General features: G+C 45.7%; 13 protein-coding genes, 1 tRNA gene, 3 rRNA genes and 1 pseudogene. 5 read left to right on the plus strand and 13 right to left on the minus strand.

All coding sequences use genetic code 11. The annotated features are described in order from the left end of the window. Positions 1 to 166 precede the first annotated feature (166 nt). Positions 167 to 1,978: a DUF885 domain-containing protein gene (locus C9I43_RS15960; RefSeq protein WP_107884464.1), complete on the plus strand. Its 1,812-nt coding sequence runs from the start codon at positions 167 to 169 to the stop codon at positions 1,976 to 1,978. 94 nt (positions 1,979 to 2,072) lie between these two features. Then, entirely contained in the window at positions 2,073 to 3,044 is a 972-nt protein-coding gene (locus tag C9I43_RS15965; protein WP_107884466.1) for an alpha/beta fold hydrolase, read from the plus strand. On the opposite strand, the gene C9I43_RS15970 is transcribed toward C9I43_RS15965, so the two are convergent. Beyond that, positions 3,013 to 5,463 carry a GGDEF domain-containing phosphodiesterase gene (locus C9I43_RS15970; RefSeq protein WP_107884468.1) on the minus strand — a complete coding sequence of 817 codons (2,451 nt, stop codon included), beginning with the start codon at positions 5,461 to 5,463 and terminating at the stop codon, positions 3,013 to 3,015. The genes C9I43_RS15965 and C9I43_RS15970 overlap by 32 nt on opposite strands. Before the next feature lie 255 nt (positions 5,464 to 5,718). Between C9I43_RS15970 and C9I43_RS15975 the strand changes: the two are divergent. Further along, a pseudogene (locus C9I43_RS15975) lies at positions 5,719 to 6,482 on the plus strand (IS630 family transposase); the annotation flags it as partial. Positions 6,483 to 6,630: 148 nt separating this feature from the next. Here the strand turns inward: C9I43_RS15975 and C9I43_RS15980 are convergent. The 4 genes from C9I43_RS15980 to C9I43_RS15995 form a co-directional block, all read right to left on the minus strand. Next, a tRNA-Asp gene (locus C9I43_RS15980) sits at positions 6,631 to 6,707 on the minus strand. 36 nt (positions 6,708 to 6,743) lie between these two features. Then, positions 6,744 to 6,859, minus strand: a 5S ribosomal RNA gene (gene rrf, locus C9I43_RS15985). 182 nt (positions 6,860 to 7,041) lie between these two features. Beyond that, positions 7,042 to 9,946: ribosomal RNA gene (locus tag C9I43_RS15990) — 23S ribosomal RNA — on the minus strand. A 371-nt stretch (positions 9,947 to 10,317) separates the two neighbouring features. Next, positions 10,318 to 11,860: ribosomal RNA gene (locus C9I43_RS15995) — 16S ribosomal RNA — on the minus strand. Together the 16S, 23S and 5S rRNA genes with 1 tRNA gene alongside form the textbook arrangement of a ribosomal RNA operon. A gap of 577 nt (positions 11,861 to 12,437) precedes the next feature. Between C9I43_RS15995 and C9I43_RS16000 the strand changes: the two genes are divergently transcribed. Beyond that, a complete protein-coding gene (locus C9I43_RS16000) occupies positions 12,438 to 12,986 on the plus strand; it encodes a gamma carbonic anhydrase family protein (RefSeq protein ID WP_076501755.1) in 549 nt (182 codons plus the stop codon). 88 nt (positions 12,987 to 13,074) lie between these two features. Here the strand turns inward: C9I43_RS16000 and C9I43_RS16005 are convergent, their stop codons facing one another. Together C9I43_RS16005 and aroE are read right to left on the minus strand one after the other, a co-directional pair. Then, a complete protein-coding gene (locus tag C9I43_RS16005) occupies positions 13,075 to 13,347 on the minus strand; it encodes a DUF1488 family protein (RefSeq protein ID WP_076501752.1) in 273 nt (90 codons plus the stop codon). Then, a complete protein-coding gene (aroE, locus tag C9I43_RS16010) occupies positions 13,344 to 14,201 on the minus strand; it encodes a shikimate dehydrogenase (protein WP_107884470.1) in 858 nt (285 codons plus the stop codon). The genes C9I43_RS16005 and aroE overlap by 4 nt, the downstream gene beginning before the upstream one ends. Before the next feature lie 152 nt (positions 14,202 to 14,353). Here aroE and C9I43_RS16015 point away from each other — a divergent pair, with 152 nt between their 5' ends. Continuing rightward, positions 14,354 to 14,794, plus strand: a complete 441-nt coding sequence (locus C9I43_RS16015; RefSeq protein WP_107884471.1) for a group II truncated hemoglobin — start codon at positions 14,354 to 14,356, stop codon at positions 14,792 to 14,794. Positions 14,795 to 14,834: 40 nt separating this feature from the next. Here the strand turns inward: C9I43_RS16015 and hemF are convergent, their stop codons facing one another. The 6 genes from hemF to C9I43_RS16045 form a co-directional block, all read right to left on the minus strand. Further along, positions 14,835 to 15,743 (minus strand): oxygen-dependent coproporphyrinogen oxidase, encoded by a 909-nt coding sequence (gene hemF / locus C9I43_RS16020; protein ID WP_107884473.1) that lies wholly within the window; start codon positions 15,741 to 15,743, stop codon positions 14,835 to 14,837. 24 nt (positions 15,744 to 15,767) lie between these two features. After that, on the minus strand, positions 15,768 to 16,334 hold the full coding sequence (gene tsaC / locus C9I43_RS16025) for an L-threonylcarbamoyladenylate synthase type 1 TsaC (RefSeq protein WP_107884475.1): 567 nt from the start codon (positions 16,332 to 16,334) through the stop codon (positions 15,768 to 15,770). Between the two features lie 147 nt (positions 16,335 to 16,481). Continuing rightward, the gene (locus C9I43_RS16030) at positions 16,482 to 17,045 is read right to left on the minus strand and encodes a DNA topoisomerase family protein (RefSeq protein WP_107885181.1); all 564 of its coding nucleotides are present in this window, start codon (positions 17,043 to 17,045) and stop codon (positions 16,482 to 16,484) included. Between the two features lie 119 nt (positions 17,046 to 17,164). Then, positions 17,165 to 17,638 carry a DUF494 family protein gene (locus C9I43_RS16035; RefSeq protein ID WP_076501740.1) on the minus strand — a complete coding sequence of 158 codons (474 nt, stop codon included), beginning with the start codon at positions 17,636 to 17,638 and terminating at the stop codon, positions 17,165 to 17,167. Positions 17,639 to 17,640: 2 nt separating this feature from the next. After that, a complete protein-coding gene (gene dprA / locus C9I43_RS16040; protein WP_107884476.1) occupies positions 17,641 to 18,729 on the minus strand; it encodes a DNA-processing protein DprA in 1,089 nt (362 codons plus the stop codon). Positions 18,730 to 18,740: 11 nt separating this feature from the next. Then, positions 18,741 to 19,871, minus strand: coding sequence for a LysM peptidoglycan-binding domain-containing protein (locus tag C9I43_RS16045; protein ID WP_107884478.1), 1,131 nt, complete (start codon positions 19,869 to 19,871; stop codon positions 18,741 to 18,743). Between the last annotated feature and the right edge of the window lie 81 nt (positions 19,872 to 19,952).

Below are 19,952 nucleotides of genomic sequence, written 5' to 3' on the forward strand. Positions count from 1 at the left end.
TTTGGTCGCGGGCGGACACTAAGTTTAACATGCATTTTCAGGGGCATTTATGCGCCAAACGCATTTAAATTCACATTCTGTCACAATTCTGCTTAATATCCATACAAGGCACAGCTGTATCCATCAGGCATAATGACTTGAATAACTAAAATATCAGGGATCTTACATGCACAAACTCTTAACCCCCAGTTTATTGATATGCGCACTTAGCGCCTGCAGCGCCACTCAAACCACAAACAATATTCAACCCGTAGCGCCACAAACAATATCGGCAGTCCAATCGCAAGTTGAGCCCATTGCTCCCGCGCTACAGGCTATTATCGACCAAAGTTGGCAATTACAGCTCAGCGCGAGCCCTGAAATGGCTTACAGCATGGGTGATGCCAGTGCCGCAGGAAAGTTAGCAGATCTTTCGCCAGCGGCGCTCGCTAAGCTCAATCAAGGCCAAATCGCAGTATTAGCACAGCTCAAAGCACTCGACCGCAGCAGCTTGAGTAAAGAAGATAGGATTAACGCGCAAATACTGGAAGATCAGATCCAAAACGATGTCGACCTGTACCGCTTTAAAGATTATTACTTGCCCATTACGGCGGAAAGTGGTTTCCACGCTTATATCACGTCAATCGCACAAGGTAGATTCAACACCCTTGAGGATTACCACAACTATATTGCCAAACTCAATGCACTCCCAACTTATTTTGCCCAGCAAACTCATTGGCTAAAACAAGGATTAGCCGAGGGAATAACACCACCTAAAGTGACACTTAACGGCTTTGAAGACAGTATCAGTGCTTATATCGTCCCTGTGGAAAATAGCGGTTATTTCAAACCTTTTACGCAATACCCCAGCTATTTCACTGAGGCACAAAAAGCTCAGCTAACCCAAGAGGGTCGCGCTTTAGTTGAACAAAAAGTGTTACCGCTGTACCAAAACTTTTATAACTTTATGACCCAAGAGTACATTCCTAATGCTCGGGAAAATATCGCCGCCAACAGCTTACCTAACGGCGCAGAGTTTTATGAAAATCGGGTACGCTACTATACGACCTTAAATATGACATCGGCGCAAGTGCATGAGCTGGGCTTAAAAGAAGTACAGCGTATTCGTCAAGAGATGGAACAAGTCATCAAGTCCGTTGGCTTTAAAGGCAGCTTTGCCGACTTTTTACATTTCCTACGGACCGATCCACAGTTCTACACCACCAGTGCCGAACAGTTACTCAAAGAAGCAGCCTTTGTCGCTAAAAAAGCCGATGCAATGCTACCTAAATACTTTGGTAAACTCCCACGTAAAACTTATGGTATAGCGCCGGTTCCCGCTGAAATTGCGCCAAAATACACCACAGGACGGTATTCAGGCTCTAATAGCGATGACGAACCCGGTTACTATTGGGTTAACACTTATGCGTTAGATAAGCGCCCACTCTACGAGCTAGAAGCGCTAACTTTGCACGAAGCTGTACCCGGTCATCATCTACAAATTTCACTCAACTCTGAGCTAACGTCACTCCCTGACTTTCGTCGTTATGGTTATATCTCTACCTTTGGTGAAGGTTGGGGACTGTATTGCGAATACTTAGGCTTAGAGGCGGGTTTCTATCAAGATCCTTATAGTAACTTTGGGCGTTTAACCTATGAAATGTGGCGCGCGGCGCGCTTAGTTGTTGATACCGGCATGCATGCCCAAGGGTGGAGTCGTCAGCAAGCTATCAACTTTATGGCGAGTAATACCGCGTTATCATTGCATAATGTTACCACTGAAATTGACCGTTACATTTCATGGCCAGGACAAGCCTTATCCTACAAGATTGGTGAGTTAACCATCAAGCGGTTACGCACTAAGGCTGAACAGGAACTCGGCGATAAGTTTGATATTCGTACCTTCCATGATGCAGTGCTCGAAAATGGCTCAGTACCTATGCCAATTCTCGAACAGCAAATTAATGATTTTATTGAAGCTAAAAAGGCGACACGCTAAGTTAATCACAACCATGGGAGTCGGTATTTTCAGACTCCCATGGTTGTCTGTTACACTCTAGTAAACCATTCAAACCAAGTGATTTCGACTGAGTATGAGCCAAGCCAAAGCGATTTTTTCAACTGAACACGATTTAAATACCTCAGAGCAACAAGCTTTCTGGCAAAGCGTTGTGCAAGACACACTGATCGCAGCCGATGGTATCACGCTGGCTTATATGATGGTTGAGCACCCACAAGCACATGCCACTATCGTCATCAGCAGTGGCCGCGTTGAATCCTATTTAAAATACCAAGAATTAGTCTTCGACTTATACCAACAAGGTTACTCGGTTTATGCTATTGATCACCGTGGCCAAGGCCTATCGGATCGGATGACAAGCAATCCTCATATGGGTCATGTGCAAAAATTTACTGATTATGTCGATGATTTTGCGTTGTTTATACACACAAAGGTATTACCACAAAACAACAAACCATTACTGCTGCTCGGCCATTCTATGGGTGGGGCGATTGGTACACTCTATTTAAGACAGTATCCTAAAATTTTTACGGCTGCTGCTTTTTCTGCACCCATGTATGGCATCAAATTACCGATGCCAAAAAAAATCGTGCGTTGGTTAGCTAGTAAACTTGATAGCACGCTCAATGGTGGTGAGCCTAACTATGTGCTTGGAGGGCAAAATTATAAACCTGTATCATTCAACAATAATGAGCTAACTCACTGCCAAAGTAGATATCAAGCTTACCGAGAGTTATATGATGCAGTGCCTAAATTGCAATTAGGCTCCCCCACCAACCGTTGGTTAATTGAAGCCCTAAATGCGGCAGATGCCTGCGTTATAGCTACGGCACAAATGGACACTCCCATACTGGTATTACAGGCTAGTGAAGATAGAATTGTTGATAATGCGGCTCAAAATCTCGCCGTAAGTGCCCATTGCCAATTAAAGGTCATTACTGGTGCCGCTCATGAGATTTTTATAGAAAAGGATGCCTATCGCAACCAAGCATTAAATAATGTACTTGATTTTTTTACACACTACGCCGCTGAAGGGAAGAATTAACAAGTTGAATAAAATCTGTTTGGTTTAGTGCTCGGCTAAATAAATAGCCCTGATAACTATCACAGCCAAGTTCAGCAAAGGCTTGATATTGCTCAGGAGATTCAACACCTTTAGCGATAACCCGCAAATTGAACTGCCGTGCCGAGACGATTAGTGCATTCACTCTTTGCGGCATGCTGATTAACGACTCAACACAACTTATATCCAACTTAACCGCCGCTAATGGCTGGTTAACAAGGCAGTTCAGGGCACTCGAGCCAGAACCAAAATGATCGAGTACGATACTCACACCAGCATCAACTAACTTACGAATTCGCTGCTCAACAAACTGTGGCTGCATCAATAGTGCCGTCTCGTTGAGTTCAATACCCAATTGTTCGTTGGTAACCTCATATTCCTTCACGAGCGTAACAAATGCATCGACAAAATCTGCCTGACCAAAGGAGAATGTACTGATATTTAGCGTTAGCGTAGGCAACGATCGGCCCTGCTGCTCCGATTGCTGAATAAATTGGCATACTCTTTTAGTGGCCCAAAGATCAAGCTGAGTAATTATCGCCCCTTGCTCTGCTAACGCAATAAATTCTGCAGGAGCAATATACTCTCCATCAGCGCGATACCAGCGAGTAAGCACTTCGGCAGAAATCAGTTCACTATTCACATTCATCACGGGCTGAAACATTAACGTCAGACTCTCTTTTTTTAATGCCTCCTGTAACTCTCGTAACAATTGTTCATCGCGGCTCTGATGTAAGTCCATTTCTGAATGATAAAAAGCGCATCCTGCTTGATCGGTTTTCTTAGCATTTAATACGGCTAATTCAGCTCGATACATGACTAGAGCAGGATCTAGCATTTCTATACTATCCAATAAACAAATACCGATATTCGAGTTAAGCTCAAAGTAATGACAGCCATAATGAAACGGTCTGGCAATCACTTGGCGTAACTCGCTGGCAATCGCTAAAGAGCGACGCGCAGCAATAGCAGCATCTATTGCTAAATCCTTCGCAAGTAACACAAAATGACCTGATTCTAGCAAAGTCACAATAACGTTTTCAGTGAAATAGCTCGATAACCTAGCAACAACTTGTGTCATTAATCGTTCTAATTCATGTGAACTCAATGTTGTAACCAAACCTAAACTATCAATCTCAACAAGGAACAATGCACCCCACTGACCGGCACTATTTCCTTCGATTAAAAACTGCGACAAACGCGCCATAAAGACATCAGGTAACATCTTTCGACCCGCGACCGATTGATCGACAAGCGCAGTAATTGCGGCATGATTCTTTGCACTTTCAGACACGTCGATATGAATGCCTATCATACGTGTAGGACGGCCTTGAGGATCCCAATCGACCAGCATGCCTCGATCCAGTACCCAGACGTAATGCCCATCTCGATGTAGCAAACGATGCACACTTTCAAACTCTTTACTCTTACCACTCACGTATTCTTGCAAAGCATCTAATACACTATGTTTATCGTCCGGGTGTAAACGAGTTTCCCATGTCAAAAATACCTCCGCCAATTCATCTGGTGCATAACCAATCATCTCCTTCCAACGATCAGAAAGAAAAACTTCACCAGTACTAATATTCCAATCCCAAATACCATTGCGTGAGCTTTCCACCGCAAATAGCCAACGCAGCTCACTATCATTGAGTTGCTGAACTGTCCGCTCTAACCGCTGATGTGCTTGCTGTAAACTTGATTTTAATGATAAAACCTCCGATGAACCCCAAGGAATCAATACAGAAAAAGCAGACGTTCCAACATTTTTTGCAGCCTGACTCAATATATGTAATGGACGAATGACTAAAAAATATAGCATCAAGGTGAAGCCGATTAATAGCAGACCTCCAATCCCCCAAATCCGTATAAAACGTTGCTGCAATTTTGAGGATGCTTCAATTGCCAGAGGAGCTAAATCAGACTCTAAATAGATCAAATCTATCGCTCCACCATACTGCGGGATAACAGGATAGTAAGCTTGAATCGTTAAGCGTTGAAAGTTAACTAAAATCTGGGGAAGAAAAGCCTGAGTCACTACTTGATGTCTTGCGGCATCAAAACCATCAATAACTTGTATCGCGTTGCTATCACGCCACACAGTATGGTTTGCAAAACGAATTCGGCTCTCTGCATCGACTAGGATATAAACCATAGTGTTCGTATCAAGCCCAGTCAAAGCAACCTCTTGCTCAATACGCTCTACATCCTGAGAAGATTGCGCTGATTGAACCACATTCTGCATACGAAATAATTGTTGTTTAATTAGTGCTGACTGTCGTTGAGCAAGCTCCACCAGTACCTGCTCACTTTCAAACAGGTATTCACCTATGACTAACACTAAATATAGCGTTAGCATGCAAAGGGGAAGTAGTACCGCGAGTGAAAGCTTACGAAACATAACTGGCATAAAGCCTTTAATAGGAATTGGTTTTATATGCTAACGGGAAATTAATCACTAAGCAAAAGGACTTATCGCTGTTAGCGAGATCTGCATGTAAATAATTAACTGGTTGTATAAAAATAAGAATTAGTAGCCTAAAGAAACGATTAACAACAGTTCAATTTATCCATAAAAAGCAGGTAGAATAATGCCAATTACTTTAATTATATGATCTAATAAGTCGTCACTTTCTCACCTGGCAAAGTATGAACTAAAGCATTCGTACAGCAACGAAGCCTCTCTGAGCAAGGCGGGAGACTGATGGCTAAGGATCTCAGCCATTTTATTCAGTCTGAATTTGGCGTGACATTCAAACAAGCTAATATCTACCGTTTACTTCATCAATTGGGTTTTTTATGGATAACCACTCGCTCTCGCCACCCGAAACAATCGGAAGCTGTGCAAGCAGCTTTTAAAAAACTTCCTAATGGCAACGATCCGTGACACCCCGGGGCATGTTGCGCTCGCTCGCATTGATGTTTGGTTTCAAGATGAAGCCAGATTTGGTCAACAAAATACTACCCCCCGTATTTGGGCCAAGAAAGGGACGCGTCCACGCGCAGTAAGGCAGCAACAGTTTGAATCGGCGTATTTATATGGCACAGTGTGTCCTGCAACTGGCGCAACAGAAGCGATTATTGCCACATGCTAACAGCAAATACATGTACCAACATTTAAAGTTAATTTCTGCTGCAACGTCATTTGGGCGCCACGCCCTGATCATTATGGACGGCGCTGGCTGGCATCAACAAGCGTTAGCCGACGACTTTGATAATCTGACTGTCCTCAAGCTGCCTCCTTACTCACCCGAACTCAACCCCATAGAGCAAGTCTGGCAATGGCTACGCCAAAATGTGTTAGCCAATCGCTGTTTTAGTGGTTATGACGAATGCTCCATCGCATGGAATAGCTTCATTGAGAATAAAGAAAGGGTGAGCAAATTGTGCTTAAGACAATGGGCAATGTTGAGCAGTTAATTAATATAAATGTTATTTTACCATGGAATTTTAAAAAGTAGGTGCAGTTGCCTAGACGCTTACTAAACATCGGATAAATACGTAAATTTGTTATTAAAAAACATAACGAAAAAAGCCTCATCTTTCGATGAGGCTTATCTCTTTATGTTGGCGGAGCGGACGGGACTCGAACCCGCGACCCCCGGCGTGACAGGCCGGTATTCTAACCAACTGAACTACCGCTCCTTTAAGTTAACGCTTACACATTAACCTAAATTAGGCGCTTGGCGATGACCTACTCTCACATGGGGAGACCCCACACTACCATCGGCGCGTTTGCGTTTCACTGCTGAGTTCGGGATGGGATCAGGTGGTTCCACAAGGCTATTGTCACCAAGCAAATTCTGTTTATTACCGTGTCCATCACTGGCTCACGTTAATAATAATTCGGAAAGCTGATTTCTTGCTTGAGTTCGACAAGTACAAGGATGTACTTATGTCATAAATGCAGGAGCATTTTATGACCACTTTATTAAGTGTCACTATTCGTCTAAGGCCATATAAAACCCATCTGGGTTGTATGGTTAAGCCTCTCGAGTCATTAGTACATGTTAGCTCAACGCCTCACAACGCTTACACACCATGCCTATCAACGTCCTAGTCTCGAACGGCTCTTTAGAGGAATTAAATTCCTAGGGATGACTCATCTCAGGGCTCGCTTCCCGCTTAGATGCTTTCAGCGGTTATCGATTCCGAACGTAGCTACCGGGCAATGCCATTGGCATGACAACCCGAACACCAGCGGTTCGTCCACTCCGGTCCTCTCGTACTAGGAGCAGCTCCCTTCAATCATCCAACGCCCACGGCAGATAGGGACCGAACTGTCTCACGACGTTCTGAACCCAGCTCGCGTACCACTTTAAATGGCGAACAGCCATACCCTTGGGACCGACTTCAGCCCCAGGATGTGATGAGCCGACATCGAGGTGCCAAACACCGCCGTCGATATGAACTCTTGGGCGGTATCAGCCTGTTATCCCCGGAGTACCTTTTATCCGTTGAGCGATGGCCTTTCCATTCAGAACCACCGGATCACTATGACCTACTTTCGTACCTGCTCGACGTGTATGTCTCGCAGTTAAGCTGGCTTATGCCATTGCACTAACCGTACGATGTCCGACCGTACTTAGCCAACCTTCGTGCTCCTCCGTTACTCTTTGGGAGGAGACCGCCCCAGTCAAACTACCCACCAGGCACTGTCCCGAACCCCGATAAGGGGCCGCGGTTAGAACATCAAAACTACAAGGGTGGTATTTCAAGGACGACTCCATCATGACTAGCGTCACAACTTCATAGTCTCCCACCTATCCTACACATGTAGGTTCAATGTTCAGTGCCAAGCTATAGTAAAGGTTCACGGGGTCTTTCCGTCTAGCCGCGGGTATACGGCATCTTCACCGCAATTTCAACTTCACTGAGTCTCGGCTGGAGACAGCGTGGCCATCATTACGCCATTCGTGCAGGTCGGAACTTACCCGACAAGGAATTTCGCTACCTTAGGACCGTTATAGTTACGGCCGCCGTTTACCGGGGCTTCGATCATGAGCTTCTCTTGCGATAACCCAATCAATTAACCTTCCGGCACCGGGCAGGCGTCACACCGTATACTTCCTCTTGCGAGTTTGCACAGTGCTGTGTTTTTGATAAACAGTTGCAGCCACCTGGTATCTGCGACTCCCGTCAGCTTAGAGAGCAAGTCTCATCACCAACAGGAGCGTACCTTCTCCCGAAGTTACGGTACCATTTTGCCTAGTTCCTTCAGCCGAGTTCTCTCAAGCGCCTTGGTATTCTCTACCCGACCACCTGTGTCGGTTTGGGGTACGATTCCCACTAACCTGAAGCTTAGAAGATTTTCCTGGAAGCATGGCATCAACTACTTCAGTCCCTTAGGACCTCGTCATCAGCTCTCAGTCTGCACACTAAAGTGCGATTTCCCGGATTTGCCTAAGAAATCAACCTACCACCTTAAACGCGGACTACCAACGCCGCGCTAGCCTAGCCTTCTCCGTCTCTCCATCGCAGTTAGCGGAAGTACAGAAATATTAATCTGTTTCCCATCGATTACGCCTTTCGGCCTCACCTTAGGGGTCGACTCACCCTGCCCCGATTAACGTTGGACAGGAACCCTTGGTCTTCCGGCGAGGGGGTTTTTCACCCCCTTTATCGTTACTCATGTCAGCATTCGCACTTCTGATACCTCCAGCGTGGGTTACCCCTTCACCTTCAACGGCTTACAGAACGCTCCTCTACCGCGCAGTCCTAATGGACCGCACCCGTAGCTTCGGTGACTAGCTTAGCCCCGTTACATCTTCCGCGCAGGCCGACTCGACTAGTGAGCTATTACGCTTTCTTTAAATGATGGCTGCTTCTAAGCCAACATCCTAGCTGTCTAAGCCTTCCCACATCGTTTCCCACTTAGCTAGTACTTTGGGACCTTAGCTGACGGTCTGGGTTGTTTCCCTTTTGACGACGGACGTTAGCACCCGCCGTCTGTCTCCCGAGTAGTACTCACTGGTATTCGGAGTTTGCAAAGGGTTGGTAAGTCGGGATGACCCCCTAGCCTTAACAGTGCTCTACCCCCAGTGGTATTCGCTCGAGGCGCTACCTAAATAGCTTTCGAGGAGAACCAGATATCTCCGAGTTTGATTGGCCTTTCACCCCCAGCCACAAGTCATCCGCTAATTTTTCAACATTAGTCGGTTCGGTCCTCCAGTTGATGTTACTCAACCTTCAACCTGCCCATGGCTAGATCACTCGGTTTCGGGTCTACACCTTGCAACTAAACGCGCAGTTAACACTCGGTTTCCCTACGGCTCCGCTATTCGCTTAACCTCGCTACAAAATGTAAGTCGCTGACCCATTATACAAAAGGTACGCAGTCACGGTCTCAAGAACCGCTCCCACTGCTTGTACGTATACGGTTTCAGGTTCTATTTCACTCCCCTCACAGGGGTTCTTTTCGCCTTTCCCTCACGGTACTGGTTCACTATCGGTCAGTCAGGAGTATTTAGCCTTGGAGGATGGTCCCCCCATATTCAAACAGGATGTCACGTGTCCCGCCTTACTCGTTTTCATCTATGGTTAGTTTTCATGTACGGGGCTATCACCCTGTGCCGCTGAGCTTTCCAACTCATTCCACTAACACCCCATAGACTTAAGGGCTAATCCCCGTTCGCTCGCCGCTACTAGGGGAATCTCGGTTGATTTCTTTTCCTAAGGGTACTTAGATGTTTCAGTTCCCCTCGTTCGCCTCTACACACTATGTATTCATGTGCAGATAACAGCTTATGCTGCTGGGTTCCCCCATTCGGACATCGTTAGCTCAAATGCTTGTTACTAGCTCGCCAACGCTTTTCGCAAGTTACTACGTCCTTCATCGCCTCTGACTGCCAAGGCATCCACCGTATACGCTTAGTCGCTTAACCATACAACCCAAATGAGTTTCACTCATCTGCGCCGCATTGCGACCAGCTTGGTTTTACTTGTCTCACTCCCGACCAGGAAGTGGACGCGCCTTAGACGTGAAATACTCTGCCACCACAGCAAAATACTTCACTTTGAATATTCAAGACACTTAATAAAGTGTTTGAGAACTCATGATGCAAGTGTTTCCACACTTACATCGGTTTGTAATTAACATAACGACAGACATCATCATGTTAATCACTATCAGCTTTCCAAATTGTTAAAGAACAACATCTACCTGCAAGAGGGATGTTTCGCTCTGCTTCTCCTAAGAGAAGTTAAACAAGCAATCTGTGTGAACACTCAACAAACATTAAGTTAGTCGTATAGGTAAGGAGGTGATCCAGCCCCAGGTTCCCCTAGGGCTACCTTGTTACGACTTCACCCCAGTCATGAACCACAAAGTGGTGAGCGCCCCCCCGAAGGTTAAGCTACCCACTTCTTTTGCAGCCCACTCCCATGGTGTGACGGGCGGTGTGTACAAGGCCCGGGAACGTATTCACCGTGACATTCTGATTCACGATTACTAGCGATTCCGACTTCATGGAGTCGAGTTGCAGACTCCAATCCGGACTACGACGAGCTTTGTGAGATTAGCTCCACCTCGCGGCTTTGCAACCCTCTGTACTCGCCATTGTAGCACGTGTGTAGCCCTACTCGTAAGGGCCATGATGACTTGACGTCGTCCCCACCTTCCTCCGGTTTATCACCGGCAGTCTCCCTAGAGTTCCCACCATTACGTGCTGGCAAATAAGGATAGGGGTTGCGCTCGTTGCGGGACTTAACCCAACATTTCACAACACGAGCTGACGACAGCCATGCAGCACCTGTCTCACAGTTCCCGAAGGCACAAGTCCATCTCTGGTCTCTTCTGTGGATGTCAAGAGTAGGTAAGGTTCTTCGCGTTGCATCGAATTAAACCACATGCTCCACCGCTTGTGCGGGCCCCCGTCAATTCATTTGAGTTTTAACCTTGCGGCCGTACTCCCCAGGCGGTCTACTTAATGCGTTAGCTTGAGAGCCCAGTGTTCAAGACACCAAACTCCGAGTAGACATCGTTTACGGCGTGGACTACCAGGGTATCTAATCCTGTTTGCTCCCCACGCTTTCGTGCCTGAGCGTCAGTCTTTGTCCAGGGGGCCGCCTTCGCCACCGGTATTCCTCCAGATCTCTACGCATTTCACCGCTACACCTGGAATTCTACCCCCCTCTACAAGACTCTAGTTCGCCAGTTCAAAATGCAATTCCCAGGTTGAGCCCGGGGCTTTCACATCTTGCTTAACAAACCGCCTGCGCACGCTTTACGCCCAGTAATTCCGATTAACGCTCGGACCCTCCGTATTACCGCGGCTGCTGGCACGGAGTTAGCCGGTCCTTCTTCTGTAGGTAACGTCACAGTAACGGGCTATTAACACGCTACCTTTCCTCCCTACTGAAAGTGCTTTACAACCCGAAGGCCTTCTTCACACACGCGGCATGGCTGGATCAGGGTTGCCCCCATTGTCCAATATTCCCCACTGCTGCCTCCCGTAGGAGTCTGGGCCGTGTCTCAGTCCCAGTGTGGCTGATCATCCTCTCAGAACAGCTAGGGATCGTCGCCTTGGTGAGCCATTACCTCACCAACTAGCTAATCCCACCTAGGTTCATCCAATCGCGAAAGGCCCGAAGGTCCCCTTCTTTCCCCCGTAGGGCGTATGCGGTATTAGCAGTCGTTTCCAACTGTTATCCCCCTCGACTGGGCAGATCCCTAGGTATTACTCACCCGTCCGCCGCTCGCCGCCTCAGAAGTAAACTCCCTTGCGCTGCCGCTCGACTTGCATGTGTTAGGCCTGCCGCCAGCGTTCAATCTGAGCCATGATCAAACTCTTCAATTAAAGTTTTTTGCTTCTCAACCTCTTATAAATAAGAAGCCAATCAGCGGCTCAATGAATTCTGATTTTTTTGTCTCCACATCCTTATAAAGGAAGCAGAAACAAACTGTACATATTGCTATGAACACTCATTGTTACATTGATTTAAATTTTTGACTGCCAACCCGAAGGCTAAGCAGTTTCGATTAACTCAACACCTGTGAGTGTCCACACAGATTTCTTGTTTTATATTGTTAAAGAGCAACTCAATCTCATCAGAGAATCTGAGTACCACACTGAGCATCAAATGCTTCCAAGTGGCTAGGGCTGCGTATTCTACGCATTTCCCATTGTGCGTCAAGGAGTTTTTACAAACTTTCTCAACACTCATCAATCAGTAAACTTATCGATGAACTGTCACATCAGGCGGCTTAACGCTGTCTGCCGTGTCAGTGGATGCGCATTATAGGGAGATTGAGAAAGTGCGCAACCCCTATTTTTGAGATCATTGTCATTTTCTCGCTGTTAGCGGAATATTTGACCTGACCAGCTAGTTTTTAACCTTTATAATAGAAAAAACCACTCAATTAGGGACTTTTCTATGTCAGAACCACTCAGAACTTATCAAGGCACTTATCCTCAATTAGGCAATAACGTATATGTAGATGAAGCTTCAGTGCTTGTTGGTGATATTGCTTTAGATACGGATGCCAGTATCTGGCCTATGGTGGCGGCACGTGGTGATGTGAACCATATTCGAATTGGTAAACGCTCAAATGTACAAGATGGCAGCCTATTGCACGTAACTCGAAAGTCCGCTTCTCGTCCCGATGGTCATCCACTGATCATTGGTGATGATGTGACAATTGGTCACAAGGCTATGCTTCATGGCTGTAAAATCGGTAACCGTGTATTAGTAGGTATGGGTGCAATTATTCTTGACGGTGCAATTTTAGAAGATGATGTGATTTTAGGTGCGGGCTCATTAGTCCCACCGGGTAAAGTATTGGAGAGTGGCTACTTATATGTAGGAAGCCCGGCGAAGCAATCACGCCCATTAACGGCGGCCGAAATTGCCTTTTTACCAGAGTCTGCTGATAACTATGTCAGATTGAAAAATGAGTACATGCTTGAACTACAAAAAAGCTAGTCACTATAGATAGTCAGAAAGGCGGTAAAGACTGATTAGTTTCTGCCGCCTTTTGCTATCAGCTGCCTTAAATCTCTTTTCATTGCAGTTAGCCTAAATGAACGGCACCAAACTCATCGAAGTCTTCGGCTGCAATTAAATCTTCTGCTATTTCCTCAGCATCAAATCTTACCGCATCAAACAATGCCAACATAGCCGCAGCTTCAGAACTTGGCTGCTCAGAAAAATCATTCAGCTCGGCTAGCTTATTTGAACTGATATAACATTTGATATTCATTCCTTGCGATTGCGCTATAAAACAGATTTGCCCTTGGGCATCGTCCCAGTACTGTAAATCGGGGAAAAGAATACTTTGATTCATGCTTCCAACTTAGGCTCAGCCATTAGTTTATCCCTCAAAAGACTCAATACCACTTGAGTGTCGGGTTCAACACCTCGCCATAGGGTAAAGCTCTTAGCCGCTTGCCCCACTAACATACCCAGTCCATCAATAACTTTCGCGGCACCTTGAGATAATGCCCATTGGTTAAAAGCGGTCATTGAGGCGCCATACATCATGTCATAGCAAACGGTTTGCGTAGTGATGATGCGCGCAGGTACGGAAGGTAATTCACCGGCAAGGCTAGCCGAAGTAGAATTAATGATGATATCGAACTCACCTGTAAGCTCACTCATTTGAATCACGCTGACTTTACTCGCGTAGGCGCCATCATTAACCGCGATAAAAATATCAACTAAACCTTGTGCCTTACTGTGAGTGCGATTGCTGATGGTAAGCTGTGCAATACCTGCATTTAATAGCGGCAGAATGCAACCGCGTGCGGCGCCGCCTGCACCGATAAGTAATACTTTTTTATCGTGCAAACTGCCTAAGTTCGCGATGAGATCGGCCACCAGCCCTAAGCCATCGGTGTTATCACCGCGAATAGTGCCATCAGGCAATAAAGTTAAGGCATTCACCGCGCCGGCGAGTTTGGCCTCTGGACTGATACTGTCACACAGTGCAAAAGCTTGTTCCTTAAAAGGCACCGTCACATTGGCACCTTTGCCACCCGCGTTGAAAAACGTAGTCAACGAGGCTTCAAAACTATCAATTGGTGCAAGAATGGCTTCGTAAGCCAATGACTCTTGGGTGAACGCAGCAAACTGACCATGGATGAACGGTGATTTACTGTGGCGAATAGGGTTGCCGAACACTGCGTATCTGTCTGTCATAGCGATATTAAACTTTCAGTTTGATGGCTTTGCAGTCTACCGCGCTTTTAGGTCCACGCAAGCCGAATTATGCTCAACTGAATTTCACACTATGTTTCACGCTATAATGCGCCATCGGCTCAATGCACTCTATTCAGTGAACGACTATACCAATGAACTGGCTTAAGAAAATTTTTAGTAAACACACTCAAACTCCAACAGAGGATGATCGCGATCCGAATCAATCTAATGCCTATGACTTAATTGGTGGCGAAAAGGTACTCCGTGCTATTGCTCAATGCTTTTATCAGAAGATGGCAAGTTCGGAAGAAACAACAACCTTGTTTGCTATTCATAGAGCGCCAATTGCGGAATCAGAACAAAAGCTGTTTGAATTTTTAAGTGGATGGCTTGGCGGGCCGCAACTCTATCAGCAAAAACATGGCCATCCAGCATTGCGAGCACGACACATGCATTTCGCCGTTGATGAGGCGATGCGTGACCAATGGTTGTTGTGTATGAAGTTTGCGATTGAAGAGAACATTAAAAAGCCAGAACATCGAGCCGCCATTTATGAGGCGATTTCAACTCTGGCTGATCATATGCGTAATTAATAATAATGTGGATGTGGCGTCCACTTTTTAAGATTAACGACTAAACCCAGTCGCGAGGCTTGAGATAGTTATCATACAAGTCAGCCTCTGGGCTGCCAGCCTCTGGGGTGTAAGCATATTGCCAACGCACTAATGGTGGTAATGACATTAAAATTGACTCAGTACGGCCACCCGTCTGCAACCCAAACAAGGTACCTCGATCGTACACTAAATTGAACTCAACATAGCGACCACGGCGATACAATTGGAACTGACGCTCACGCTCACCAAAGTCAATATCTTTACGACGCTCAACAATCGGCGCATAGGCCGTTAAAAAGCCATTACCTACCGCTTGCATAAAGCTAAAGCTCTTATCAAATCCTTCTTGATTCAAGTCATCAAAAAACAATCCACCCACGCCACGGGTTTCATTACGATGCGGTAGGAAGAAATACTCGTCACACCACTTTTTATACTTGGGATAAACCTCATCGCCGAAGGGCGCGCAAATGTCCTTAGATGTTTGATGCCACTCGCGCACATCTTCCTCAAATGGATAATAAGGTGTTAAGTCAAAACCACCACCAAACCACCACACGGGATCAGCGCCGTCTTTTTGGGCGATGAAGAAACGCACATTAGCGTGAGTTGTTGGGATATAAGGGTTATTAGGATGGATCACTAAAGAAACCCCCATAGCTTCAAAGCTACGACCGGCTAATTCAGGGCGATGAGCTGTAGCAGATGCCGGCATAGCTGCGCCTGTCACATGGGAAAAGTTAACTCCAGCTTGTTCGAACACAGCGCCTTGAGTTAATACTCTGCTGGTGCCGCCACCGCCTTCAGCGCGGGTCCATGAATCGGCAGCAAAGCTTGCTTGGCCATCCAGAGCCTGTAGCCCAGTACAAATTCGATTTTGAAGATCGAGTAAAAAAGCTTTAACTACTGCAACATCTGGCACGCTCATCTTATTATCCTTACTTGTATTGGATCATTGTCCATTTCGTAAAATTTTTCCGCTACGCGCATCAATAATGGTCGATGGCTGACGTTGTACGCCTAATTCGCCTAATACCAGTGCATCAATTTTACCTTCAAAATTGATGAGGATTTCTTCGGCAGCTAATGCAGGTTCTTCACCGGCAAGATTAGCACTGGTCGAAACTAAAGGTTTATTAAGCGCGCGGCATAGGGCTTGTACCTCCGCGTGAGCTGACACCCGCACTGCAATAGAGTCAAATTCACCACAGAGGTATTTTGAAACATGCGCCTTGATTGGCATCACAAAGGTAAAAGGACCTGGCCACTTAGAAAATGCAAATTCGAGCTGCTCAGCCGTTAATTGCGCTTCATCAACATAGGCTAACAGCTGCTGAAAATCACTGGCGACTAAGATCAGTCCTTTTTGCCATGGGCGCTGTTTTACCGCCAATAACTTTTGAATAGCAGTGTCGTTATCAGGGTCGCAACCTAGGCCATAAACCGCCTCGGTTGGATAAGCGATAACGCCACCTTGAAGAATAATGTCTTTTATATCGGATGGGTGTAGCTGCAACATCTTAGGATCACCTTTTGAGTATTGTCGATTTCTACAATCAAGTTCTTGGATAAATTCGAATACTGACCAGCCCATCAACGGTCAGCCGAAGATTATACGCAAGCCAGTTTCATCGGCCAAATAATAAGATGCAGATCACACAATAAACTACAGTGGTCTTTTGTATTTACAGCTTTTTTGCGGACATTCTACGCGCATACCTGCCGCCCCTTTACGCTCAACTAAAATCCCAAAACCACAACTCGGACAATTTTCAGCCACGGGTGGATAATTCACAATAAACTTGCACTTAGGATAAGCGCTACAGGCATAAAAACTCTTTCCAAAACGGCTGGTTCTATGCTCAAGTTTACCCAGTTTGCACTCAGGGCAAGGAATGTCAGGCTGATCGCGCGTTTGATCCTGTTTTTCAATATGCGTGCAGCTAGGATATTGTGTACAACCGATAAAAATACCAAATCGACCAGACTTTACGGCCAGTTCATGCCCGCATGCGGGACACACAGAGCCTTCTATCACTTGCGTTTCAATCGATTCATGTTGTACTAAAGGGCGCACATAATTACAGCTGGGATAGTTATTACAACCGAGAAAACCACCATGCTTACTGTGCTTCACCGATAACTCACTGCCACATTCAGGACAAAGCTCGTATTCTTTTTCCAGTGCGTGTTCGTGGGCACTAAATAATTGTTCATCGATCTTAGACATAATCATTCACCACCTGTCGTAGCGCATTAGGATATCAAGCGCTGTGCCATCAAGAAATTAATGGCATCAAAAAAGGAGGTCTTAGCCTCCCTTCTCTCATAATGCATCTCTTGCAACGATTAAGAATGTAGCCTGCCTTCCGGTTGCTCGAAGATTAAATCTTCCATTTGCTCGTAAGCGGATTCATGACCGGGTGCATTGAATAACACCATCAAGATAACCCACTTCAAATCTTCTAAAATCAGTGTTGGTTCATCCAACTCCATGACTCTATCGATCACCATTTCACGGGTTTCAACATTTAGCACTGTCACTTGCTCTAAAAACAGTAAGAAACCGCGGCACTCAACATCCAGTTTTTCCATTTCGTCTTTTGTATAAATACGAAACGAATGCTGATCATGATTACAAAGATAAGGCTGATCGCCTTCTTGTAATTCAGCTAAGCGCTCTAACCAAGTTAACGCTTTTAAAATCTCGGACTTATGAAATCCAGCGCGAGTGAGTTCTTTGGTTAACTCGTCTTCATCAACGAGTAATTCAACTTCACTGTGAACATAGTTTTCAAATAGATACATGAGGATATCAAACATGGCTAGCTCCTCTTTACTCTGACGTAACCACCGGGTATTGCGATAACCCAACCTTGTAATTCTAGTTCAAGCATTTGTTCTAACACCAGATCTATCGTTTTCCCACTATGTTCAACTACAGCATCAAGGGTTGTAGTTTCATAACCTACACTAGCTAACAGCGACGAAAATGGCAAATCACAAACATCATCCTGCTGTATATGGTGCTGCAGCCTCAATTCTTCAAGGTGAAAAGCGGTTAAACTTGCTAATTCTTCCACTATATCGGCCGCGGTCTCTACAAGTTTTGCGCCATCACGTAATAAATCATGACAACCCTGATGGTAACCACCGAGAATTGAGCCAGGAACGGCAAACACCTCACGCCCTTGCTCCATTGCTAGCCTCGCAGTGATTAAAGAGCCACTTTTACGGCAAGCCTCAACCACGAGAGTGCCAAGAGAAAGACCGCTAATAATGCGGTTTCGTTTCGGAAAATTACCCGCAAACGGCCCAACATCTGGCCAAAACTCGCTAAGTATACAGCCTTGCTGCTGAATATCATGATAAAGCTGCCGATGTTTACGTGGATAAATCGTCTCTATGCCAGTACCCAGCACGGCAATTGTCCGTCCGTGATAATCAACACAGGCTTTATGAGCCGCGCCATCAATCCCCATCGCCATGCCGCTACAGATACTAAATCCCATCGATGACATCTCTGCAGCAAGTTGATAAGCAATCTGTAAACCTCCCGGCGATGCATTACGACTGCCAACAATAGCAAGCGAAGGCAATGCGAGAGCTTCTATACACCCTTTCAAAAACAAGACCGTAGGCGGATCAGTAAGCTGCTTTAAGAGTGGCGGATAGAGCGGATCGGAGAAACAAAGTAAATGATGGTCAGCTGATTGCTGTTGCCATTCAAGGGCGATATCTACTTTTTGATAATCAATAGCAAGGCTCTGGAGCAGATGCTTAGATAAAGGTAGCGCTTCTTTCTCGTGCTCTAACCTTTGCCTAAGATCGTCCACTTCCATGTGCGTTAATAATTGTTGGATCTTAGCGGGTCCCAGCCCAGATACAGCGCCAACAATTAACCAATCGACCAAGTATTCAGAAATTATTGCCCCCTGAAGGCTAAAGACTCTGGTGCGACTAATTTATCGCCAACACGGACAGGGCGCTCAGTCGTGACGATTAATCCTAAACTCACTTTATCGAACACCTTAAATACTAACAATTTACCATGATAGATATCCGGCATTTGAATGGCACGATCAGTAGACGTTGAAGCAATTAAGTTTTCGTAAGCAGTACGTTCGATAACAGGCACCGGCATACCATTTTGGTCGATGACAATCACCTCACCATCACGGAAAATTGAAAACACCACTCCAGGCTCAATACCATCTTCAGTCCCCTTATCAAGATAAACGACATTCAGCTTGCCCGCTTCACGTAAATTCGACTCTGTAGCCAAGACTAAGGCCGGAGCCTTTAACTCTGCAGATTTTGGCGTGAAGTAAGCAGACATTAAAGAATCACTTCCCATCGGTAGCACTCTAAAGCCAGCTTTGGTTTCGCGAAAACTGCTTAATAACTTGATCTTTGAAACCTTGCCGGACTCAATCACCTGTCCAGTCGAAGCTAAAATGGCTTCTTGACCTAACACGTCACCCGATTCTTTATTCAAAAACTCGCGGCCGCGTTCATAAGCACCGTATTTTTGCCCCAGCGGTAGAACGCCATCGATATAAATTACATCACCAACAATGTGATGACGTGATGGGCTTTCACCTGATAGCACCATAGGTTGTTCAGCAAGCCAGTTATTATCAACCACTCGATTTTGAACTAGATATTGCTCTATCAAAGTGAGATCAACAGCTGGTATTGCATTGCTTTTAGCAATAACCCGCCCCTCTGGACTCTTCTTTATATGCGGCTTAGCACTATCACTAGAGGCACCATTACGTACTAATCGAGGTTGACCATCGACAAATACCAGAGTGAGCTGATCGCCAGGGTAGATGAGATGGGGATTAGCTATCTGTGGGTTAACATCCCACAAGCGTGGCCATTTCCAGGGATCATTTAGAAACACAGTGGAAATATCCCAAAGAGTGTCGCCCTTTTTCACTACATATGACTCAGGATATCCCGCTTTTAGCGTGAGAGTATCGGCGGTAACAAACGTACAATTTAAAGTCATTAACGCGATTAAAATTAACCGTTTCATGGGCATTTCCATGTTGTTTGGCTCTTAGTTTGAGCTTTTACTATTATTGATAGGAACTAAAGATTAAAATTAACCCATTAGCATCAGTGAGTA

Source organism: Shewanella morhuae, from assembly GCF_003028295.1.
GTDB classification, from domain to species: Bacteria; Pseudomonadota; Gammaproteobacteria; order Enterobacterales; family Shewanellaceae; genus Shewanella; species Shewanella morhuae.

Excerpts from the sequence above, each read along its gene's own strand:
- C9I43_RS15960 (WP_107884464.1), top strand. The coding sequence starts at position 167 with ATGCACAAACTCTTAACCCCCAGTTTATTGATATGCGCACTTAGCGCC.
- C9I43_RS15965 (WP_107884466.1), top strand. The coding sequence starts at position 2,073 with ATGAGCCAAGCCAAAGCGATTTTTTCAACTGAACACGATTTAAATACC.
- C9I43_RS15970 (WP_107884468.1), bottom strand. The coding sequence starts at position 5,463 with ATGTTTCGTAAGCTTTCACTCGCGGTACTACTTCCCCTTTGCATGCTA.
- C9I43_RS16000 (WP_076501755.1), top strand. The coding sequence starts at position 12,438 with ATGTCAGAACCACTCAGAACTTATCAAGGCACTTATCCTCAATTAGGC.
- C9I43_RS16005 (WP_076501752.1), bottom strand. The coding sequence starts at position 13,347 with ATGAATCAAAGTATTCTTTTCCCCGATTTACAGTACTGGGACGATGCC.
- aroE (WP_107884470.1), bottom strand. The coding sequence starts at position 14,201 with ATGACAGACAGATACGCAGTGTTCGGCAACCCTATTCGCCACAGTAAA.
- C9I43_RS16015 (WP_107884471.1), top strand. The coding sequence starts at position 14,354 with ATGAACTGGCTTAAGAAAATTTTTAGTAAACACACTCAAACTCCAACA.
- hemF (WP_107884473.1), bottom strand. The coding sequence starts at position 15,743 with ATGAGCGTGCCAGATGTTGCAGTAGTTAAAGCTTTTTTACTCGATCTT.
- tsaC (WP_107884475.1), bottom strand. The coding sequence starts at position 16,334 with ATGTTGCAGCTACACCCATCCGATATAAAAGACATTATTCTTCAAGGT.
- C9I43_RS16030 (WP_107885181.1), bottom strand. The coding sequence starts at position 17,045 with ATGTCTAAGATCGATGAACAATTATTTAGTGCCCACGAACACGCACTG.
- C9I43_RS16035 (WP_076501740.1), bottom strand. The coding sequence starts at position 17,638 with ATGTTTGATATCCTCATGTATCTATTTGAAAACTATGTTCACAGTGAA.
- C9I43_RS16045 (WP_107884478.1), bottom strand. The coding sequence starts at position 19,871 with ATGGAAATGCCCATGAAACGGTTAATTTTAATCGCGTTAATGACTTTA.